8 protein-coding genes are annotated in these 6719 nt (G+C 60.5%); 2 read left to right on the plus strand and 6 right to left on the minus strand.

All coding sequences use genetic code 11. The features are described 5' to 3' along the window. Positions 1–309: 309 nt before the first annotated feature. The 4 genes from CXY78_RS00410 to CXY78_RS00425 all read right to left on the minus strand — a co-directional run bounded on the left by CXY78_RS00410 (position 310) and on the right by CXY78_RS00425 (position 3418). Positions 310–963, minus strand: a complete 654-nt coding sequence (locus CXY78_RS00410) for a response regulator transcription factor (RefSeq protein ID WP_104087497.1) — start codon at positions 961–963, stop codon at positions 310–312. Then, positions 960–2099 (minus strand): sensor histidine kinase, encoded by a 1140-nt coding sequence (locus tag CXY78_RS00415; protein WP_158252723.1) that lies wholly within the window; start codon positions 2097–2099, stop codon positions 960–962. The genes CXY78_RS00410 and CXY78_RS00415 overlap by 4 nt, the downstream gene beginning before the upstream one ends. Before the next feature lie 367 nt (positions 2100–2466). Next, a complete protein-coding gene (locus CXY78_RS00420; RefSeq protein ID WP_092342607.1) occupies positions 2467–2826 on the minus strand; it encodes a DoxX family protein in 360 nt (119 codons plus the stop codon). A gap of 1 nt (position 2827) precedes the next feature. Then, a complete protein-coding gene (locus CXY78_RS00425; protein ID WP_158252722.1) occupies positions 2828–3418 on the minus strand; it encodes a TetR/AcrR family transcriptional regulator in 591 nt (196 codons plus the stop codon). A gap of 270 nt (positions 3419–3688) precedes the next feature. On the opposite strand from CXY78_RS00425, the gene CXY78_RS00430 reads away from it, so the two are divergent. Further along, a complete protein-coding gene (locus CXY78_RS00430; RefSeq protein ID WP_092342611.1) occupies positions 3689–4141 on the plus strand; it encodes a hypothetical protein in 453 nt (150 codons plus the stop codon). Positions 4142–4259: 118 nt separating this feature from the next. Here CXY78_RS00430 and CXY78_RS00435 read toward each other — a convergent pair whose 3' ends face one another. After that, the gene (locus tag CXY78_RS00435) at positions 4260–4688 is read right to left on the minus strand and encodes a DUF6234 family protein (protein WP_104087500.1); all 429 of its coding nucleotides are present in this window, start codon (positions 4686–4688) and stop codon (positions 4260–4262) included. Positions 4689–5022: 334 nt separating this feature from the next. Between CXY78_RS00435 and CXY78_RS00440 the strand changes: the two genes are divergently transcribed. Beyond that, positions 5023–6165, plus strand: a complete 1143-nt coding sequence (locus tag CXY78_RS00440) for an IS30 family transposase (RefSeq protein WP_255410370.1) — start codon at positions 5023–5025, stop codon at positions 6163–6165. 92 nt (positions 6166–6257) lie between these two features. Here the strand turns inward: CXY78_RS00440 and CXY78_RS20560 are convergent, their stop codons facing one another. Beyond that, positions 6258–6479 (minus strand): hypothetical protein, encoded by a 222-nt coding sequence (locus tag CXY78_RS20560; protein WP_140425480.1) that lies wholly within the window; start codon positions 6477–6479, stop codon positions 6258–6260. Positions 6480–6719: the final 240 nt, after the last annotated feature.

Below are 6719 nucleotides of genomic sequence, written 5' to 3' on the forward strand. Positions count from 1 at the left end.
CCGCTCATCGCATCAACTGATCGAGCACCAACGGATTCCAACGGTGGGTAAGTCTGCCTAGCTCTGTGTCATACGGGAACCCCCTACGGGACGGTTCTCGGGCGGCTGACACTCTTTCGTTTCTCCTACGAGCCCTGTGTCTTGCCCAGGTAAGCGGTGATGTCGACGGAGATGGTGGGCGGCAGGCTGGGCGCGCCCGGATCGATTGGATCGACGTCAATGTTCATCACTGTCCCCGTCCATCAGATAGCCCGAACGAGCGGGACAAAGCCGCGCGGGTATGTGCCAGGGTCGAACAGTTCGTCCGCGTCATTGGACGAGTCGATTCTCGTAGGCAAGTGCGACGAGTTGCAGTCGAGAGCTCAGGCTGAGTTTGGCGAGGATGCCCGAGATGTGGCTCTTGACGGTTGTCTCGCTGATGAATGCAGCTGCGCCGATGTCGGCGTTGCTGAGCCCTCGGGCGGCAAGGAGGAAGACCTCCTTTTGGCGCACGGACAGTGCAGAAATGACGGCGTCATTGGCTTGTCCCAGATGGCGGGGCGACAGGTCGTGAATCAGCGCCAGAGAGTTGTTTGGCGCGATGACAGATTTACCGGCGTGCACGGTTCGAATGGCGGCGAGGAGAAATTCAGGCGTGGCGTCTTTCATCAGGAACCCGCTGGCGCCGGCATTGATCGCGCTGAGAACGGCAATGTCGCGCTGGTGGGTGGTCAACACGATGATCCGAGGAGGTTCTCTACCGTCCGCCGCCGCAAGTATCTGTTCGGTGGCAGTGATGCCGTCCGCCTTGGGCATCCTGATGTCCATCAGAATCACGTTGGGTTTCTCCTGCGCAGCCAAAACCGTGATTGCCTCGCCATCGTACGCAGCGCCGGCGAAGTCAAGGTCGTCCTGCGACGCAATCAGCATCTCGATTCCTGAGCAGAACAGCACCTGATCATCAGCGATAGCGACGCGAATCACGATTCGTCTTCCCCCACTTCGGTTGTCGTGGTTCTGGTAGTTCCGAGGATGGCGTCGGCACGAGGAACGAATCCGGTCACAACATATCGTCCTGGCTCGTCGTCATCGAACCCGGCGGCCAGCCACCCTCCGGCCAGTCGGGCGCGTTCGCGCATACCTCGCAGACCCCGTTGCGGTGATTGTGCCGCCGGTTGAGTTTTCTCCCCGCGTGACGAGATGGTGAGGGCCAGGCCCGGGCCGCGCCAGTCAAAGACCACCGTCGCCACAGCCGATGCGCCCGCGTGCTTCAGCGCATTCGTCAAGCTCTCCTGCACGATACGGTAGACGGCCAGCTGCTGTCCCGAGGTCAGTACCCCGGCGTCGCCAAAGACCGTGTGGGTGACCGACAGGCCAGCGGATCGCATCCGCTCGAGCAGCGCGTCGAGTCCATCCAGTGTCGGATGTGAGTGCCCCTCCGACTCTGTTCCAAGCGAATCGATTAGCATGCGGACCTCGACCAACGATTCCCGCGCGGACCGTGCGATCGCGGCGAGCGAATCATTGGTGCCTTCTGGTCGCTTATCGCCGAGATACCGTGCGCCATCCGCCTGGGCGACGATGACCGAGAGTGAGTGCGCCATGATGTCGTGCACGTCCTGAGCGATTCGGTCGTGTTCGCTCGCGAACCGCAGCTCTGACTCGGCGTTGCTGAGGTCCGCGGCGATAGCAAGTCGTTGGGTTTCGCTCCGATTGCGTTCCAGACGTGCCCGGGTGCCGAACCCGATGTACCAGCACGCGACGGACACTCCTACGAATGCCAGAAACATGAGTGCGATGTTTTTCCACGGCTCAGAATCGTTGGCGCCCCAGCTGACCGCAAGGCTGCGTTCCAGTGTCGGCGAGAGTGCGGGAATGGTGAAGAACAGGGCGATCACAATCCCATAGATACCAACGAGTGGAAGTGAAACGTGGCGCTCACGATGGTTCGCCGACGCACCCAGCACGGCCGCGGCGATCCCAAAACCCAGATATGCCGGAAATGCCGTCTCGCTGAACCGCAATGACGGAACGACCAGCTGCGCCAGCAGGAGAAAGCCCAATACCGCCAAAGCCAAAAACGGAGCAAGTCGCGAGAGTGCAATCGCGATGCCAATCATCACAAAAGGCAGCACTGCGACCGCAACGTTCCTCGGGTCAAAACGCCCAACCTCGCTCATCACCCACAACAGAACAAAGCACACACCGACAGCGGGCTCGATTGCGCTGCGCAACATCAATCTCAACGACTTCATACCCTCAACCTAGAGCGGCCATCCCAGACAGCCCAAGCCAGACGGAGTCGGTTCATCCGAAAGGTGTATACAACTCATACTTCGTCCCTGCTGGGAGAGGCGAGATCGCCGATTATGCTGCATCAATCCGTCAGACTGGTGTACACGTTGGAGGGCCTGATTCCCGGTCGAGTGCCAATCAGCGTGGGTAGTGCACGAGCGCAGTCCGCAAGGCAACCCTCTGGGGGGCCTGTTAGAAGAGAAACCCGAAGAGCAGGGCCGCGACGCCGAGTACCAAAAAGCCCAGGCAGTTGACCCAAAATTCCATTCCGAGGAAGCGCGAGCGGATGTGGGCTACGGCTGCGGACGAGAAGTAGACGATGACGCCGACTGTGGCTGCTAGGCCGATTCCTGGAATGGCGAGCCCGACGAGCAGCCCTGTGACGGCGAGGGATTTGATGACAATGAGCGTCCACCACCACTGGCGCGGGAACCCCACTCCGTTCAAGCAGTCACGGATGAATTTTGGTGGCTTGATGGACATACCGACGTCGACTGCCAGGACTGCAGCGAGGGCAGCTTCAAGCCACCAGGGTTCGGGGAGCAGAATCATTTCAGGCGGCCTTTCCGTTGACGAGGTAGCGCACCGTTTTTTCGAGCTCAGTCAGGGTGCTGTCTGGGTTCGGATCACTTTGGCCGGCCCAGATGAAAACTTCACCGAGATATGCACGGTGGATAATGCGGGCTGTCGCGGACGCATCTGTCGCAGAACGGCCCGCGCGAATGAGTACGTCCGATACCTGCCCTATGAGTACGCCGGACAACTCCGCGAAGATTATCGACGGGTGTTTCCCGCCAACAAGAATGGCAGTGTACGCGCGCGCCAGATCTGGCTGCGCTGCAAAGAATCGTACGAACGAACCGAGCGTGTCGATAATCTCTGCAGCCGGGTCCTGCGCGATCGGCACGCCAGAAGGTGCGGGGTGAATGCTGGCGATCTTCCGATCGAAGATCTCCACGAGTAGGCCATTCTTGTCGGCAACAGCCATCACAGTGCCAACACTGACCGCAGCGCTTTCGGCGATCTGCCGAATGGTTGTGGCCGCGAAACCGCGCCGCACAAATAGCTCCTCAGCAGCGCTCAGAACTTTCACGCGTGACGCGTCGCGTGCTAGAGACCTTGAATGAACGCGTTCGGTGAACATGTTCAGATTATAGCTCCCCTTTTCAAGCCGATATGGCGATCGTGTCGTCGGTGAGTTGAGTGAATTGGTTCGGTGCCGCCCGCAAGCCGGACGTCGAGCGCGACAGATGTGGGCAAACCACCTGGCGGCCGAGTGCGCCGACCTCGTGTCACAGGGGAACCCTCTACGGGAAGTTCGGGCGGGTGTGAGCGAATGCATCGGACTCCCCGAGCGGCTCACGCATGTGGTCCGATAGGGTGAAGTTCAGCTGTGAGCCCTGGGGAGGCCCCAATGAAGTACTGGAACGTCCTGATTGTTTCGTTCGCTCTGGCCGGTGCGCTGGCGCTGTCCGGGTGCACCGCAGATTCCGCACCTGCTGTAAGCCCGACTCCGTCAGCAATGGCATCCACAACGGATGCGGTGACATGCTCCGCCTTCGGCGATGTTCTGACAATTACCGCGAACGCTGATGCTGGTCTTCGGGATGGTCGGATGGCCACTCAGGAACAACAGGGCTGGTATCGGCTGGCCACGCGCGTACTGGATCGGGTGCCGACCAGCGGAAGTGGCGACGTTAGCGAGGCAACCATCGCTCTCAGGGACGCTGCACCGGTTATCAGCCTTGGTGCCATGACAATGAGTGGAATTGGGTCCGCGGAGTGGAACGACGGCCTCGACAAGCTGTCCCTCGCTTGCGCCGACGCGGGTGCCGAGACGGCAGTTGCGATGTTCACCGGCGGATAGCACGGATTTCAGCGAGCGGATGTCGAACTCGCGGTGTCATAAGACAAGAGCCGCCCGTAAGACGAAGACCAGGACTTGCGACCTGCAAGCGGTAAACCCCTTCAGCGGGCCCTTGAGCTCAGCCCCCGATGCAGTCGCCGCTTCCGCTGTAACAGGGGCGATAATTCGGGTTAGTCGTTGAAGCCGGGGGTTCAGGGCGCCAGTCGATCCTTGGCACTGACATCAACAGCGCCACTCCAAGAGCCATGATCAACGCGACGCTCGCGATGAACACGAGGCCGACCCGACGCCGCACGATTGCCCTCACGAGCAGCCCGACTTGAAGGGCGAGCATGATTCCGGCGGTCACCCAGTAGCCCACGATGTCCGAGGTCGGCGGCTGCGGGCTCAAGCTTGCTGAAAACGCGCGGCGAACGAGGTCGACGGTTAGCACGAAAGTCACAAACGCGGACCCGAGAGTAAGCAAGTCGAAGCCGCCCCTCTTGGCAGGGGCGGTTGCGTGGTCACTGACGGTAGCAACGTCGCCGATTCCCCGCCATTCGCTCATGCCGCCAGCCTAGTCACGGTCGTCCGGCAGCTGATCAGGCAGCTCGGCCACTCTGGGCTCGTGTGCGATTTCCTAACTCGTCCCTTCTGGCGACGAATAGTTCCGCAGGTGATCGCCCGCCAACACTTCTATCGTGGCAAATGCTGCCGGTGCACTCTACTGATCTCTATTACCGAGCGCGTCAGATCTCGGGTGCCGGTGCTCAACTGGCGCTCAGTGCCTGCAAGAGGAACGGCGGATTCAACCGGTCGTCGCAACACTCGATTTTTGTGAGGTGTTGTACGTGTGGTCGAAATATGAACTGGTAGAGAAGCAGGCGCGGTTTTGGGTGTTGATGAGTCAAGGCTCGACGCTGACTGCAGCGTGCGATGCTGTCGGGGTGAATCGACGAACTGGACGGCGTTGGCGTCAAGCAACGGGTGGGCGGATCCCTCTTCCTGAGGCAGAGAGGTCTAGGCGGTACTTGTCCTTGGAGGAACGACTGCAGATCGCTGACTTGCACCTGGGTGGCACCGGTGTGCGGGCGATCGCTGCTCTGGTGGGCCGGTCTGCTGCCACGATCAGTCGAGAGCTCGCTCGAGGCGGGTCCAAGACTGGCCCGCAGGCACGGACGAAGTACGCCCCGTATGCGGCGCAGAAGCAGGCTGAGCTTCGCGGACGTCGTCCCAAGGCGAGCAAATTCGACCATTCGGAACTGGCTTTTTTGGTGCAGAAAAAGTTGTGCCTGAAATGGAGTCCGGAACAGATCAGTGACCATCTGGCTGCGGTGTTTCCCGATCGGCAGGAGATGCGAGTCAGTCCGGAAGCGATCTACCAGGCGCTTTATGGGGGCGGGCGGGGTGACTTGCGCGGTGATCTGCATCAGCATTTACGCACCGGCCGCGCCATCCGGCATCCGAGACGGCCCGCTGCGAAGAACTCGGGCAAGATCCCGGATATGACCATGATTAGCGAGAGGCCGGCGGAGGTTGAGGACCGAGCCGTGCCGGGGCATTGGGAAGGAGATCTAATCTTGGGGTCACACTGCCGGTCGGCGATCGCTACGTTGGTGGAGCGTCAGACGCGGTTCACCATGCTCGTCCACCTTCCCGGTGATCACGGCGCGATCACGGTTCGCGAGGGGCTGTTGGCCGCCATCAAGACTCTCCCCGAGCACTTGGTGAAGACTCTGACGTGGGACCAAGGAACCGAGCTGGCCCAGCACCGGCAGATCACGCTGGCCACCACGATAGCGATCTACTTCTGTGATCCACATTCGCCGTGGCAACGAGGCACCAACGAGAACACCAACGGGCTGCTGCGCCAATATTTCCCCAAAGGCACCGACTTATCCGTCCATTCGCCCGAGCGGCTACTCGAAGTCGCCACCGAACTCAACAATCGACCCCGCAAAACGCTCGGCGGCAGCACACCCGCTGAAGCCATGCAACGACTATTATCAGAGCCAGAAAAGCCCATCGTTGCGACGACCGGTTGAATCCGCCAACCCCCTACGGGACACGGTGCGTGTTGGGTGTCAACGGAACAAGCACGGGTGTCATCCGCCCTCCTCTGCTTCCTATGCTGAAGTCAGAAGATGACGGAGGAGACAATCATCGCTGCAGCGAGGCCAGCGACAGCAAGGAGCACAAGCAGCGCACGATTAACTCGACGCCGGCTAACCGTTCCTTTTCGGAATGTCGATGGCGACACCCGTTCCAGGTTGGGAAGAAGGGCCTGAAACGGTGGATCTTGCGGTGCTGAGCGGATAGGTTCCTTGGCCGGGTGTCCATCATCATCGATTTTCGCCATGCCTTCATGGTATCGGCTTCGAACAAGACGTCGCCGAAGACAAGATGTGGTCGGGCGTTAGCCCGTCATACCAAGTGCTGCTACGAACCAATAAGTGTTGTCGGCTGCGCGAGGGCGCCCTCCTCACCGGCCCAGACGGTGGAACGCGTCCCGTGAGCCGAACCGCATACGGGCGCTCCCGACGCAGCTAGACTGGCGTGGAAATCGGTCAGATTCGGGGGACTTCAATGTTCGATTTGC

Source organism: Cryobacterium sp. N19 (assembly GCF_002929595.1).
GTDB classification, from domain to species: Bacteria; Actinomycetota; Actinomycetes; order Actinomycetales; family Microbacteriaceae; genus Cryobacterium; species Cryobacterium flavum.

Excerpts from the sequence above, each read along its gene's own strand:
- CXY78_RS00415 (WP_158252723.1), bottom strand. The coding sequence starts at position 2,099 with ATGATTGGCATCGCGATTGCACTCTCGCGACTTGCTCCGTTTTTGGCT.
- CXY78_RS00420 (WP_092342607.1), bottom strand. The coding sequence starts at position 2,826 with ATGATTCTGCTCCCCGAACCCTGGTGGCTTGAAGCTGCCCTCGCTGCA.
- CXY78_RS00425 (WP_158252722.1), bottom strand. The coding sequence starts at position 3,418 with ATGTTCACCGAACGCGTTCATTCAAGGTCTCTAGCACGCGACGCGTCA.
- CXY78_RS00430 (WP_092342611.1), top strand. The coding sequence starts at position 3,689 with ATGAAGTACTGGAACGTCCTGATTGTTTCGTTCGCTCTGGCCGGTGCG.
- CXY78_RS00435 (WP_104087500.1), bottom strand. The coding sequence starts at position 4,688 with ATGAGCGAATGGCGGGGAATCGGCGACGTTGCTACCGTCAGTGACCAC.
- CXY78_RS00440 (WP_255410370.1), top strand. The coding sequence starts at position 5,023 with ATGAGTCAAGGCTCGACGCTGACTGCAGCGTGCGATGCTGTCGGGGTG.
- CXY78_RS20560 (WP_140425480.1), bottom strand. The coding sequence starts at position 6,479 with ATGGCGAAAATCGATGATGATGGACACCCGGCCAAGGAACCTATCCGC.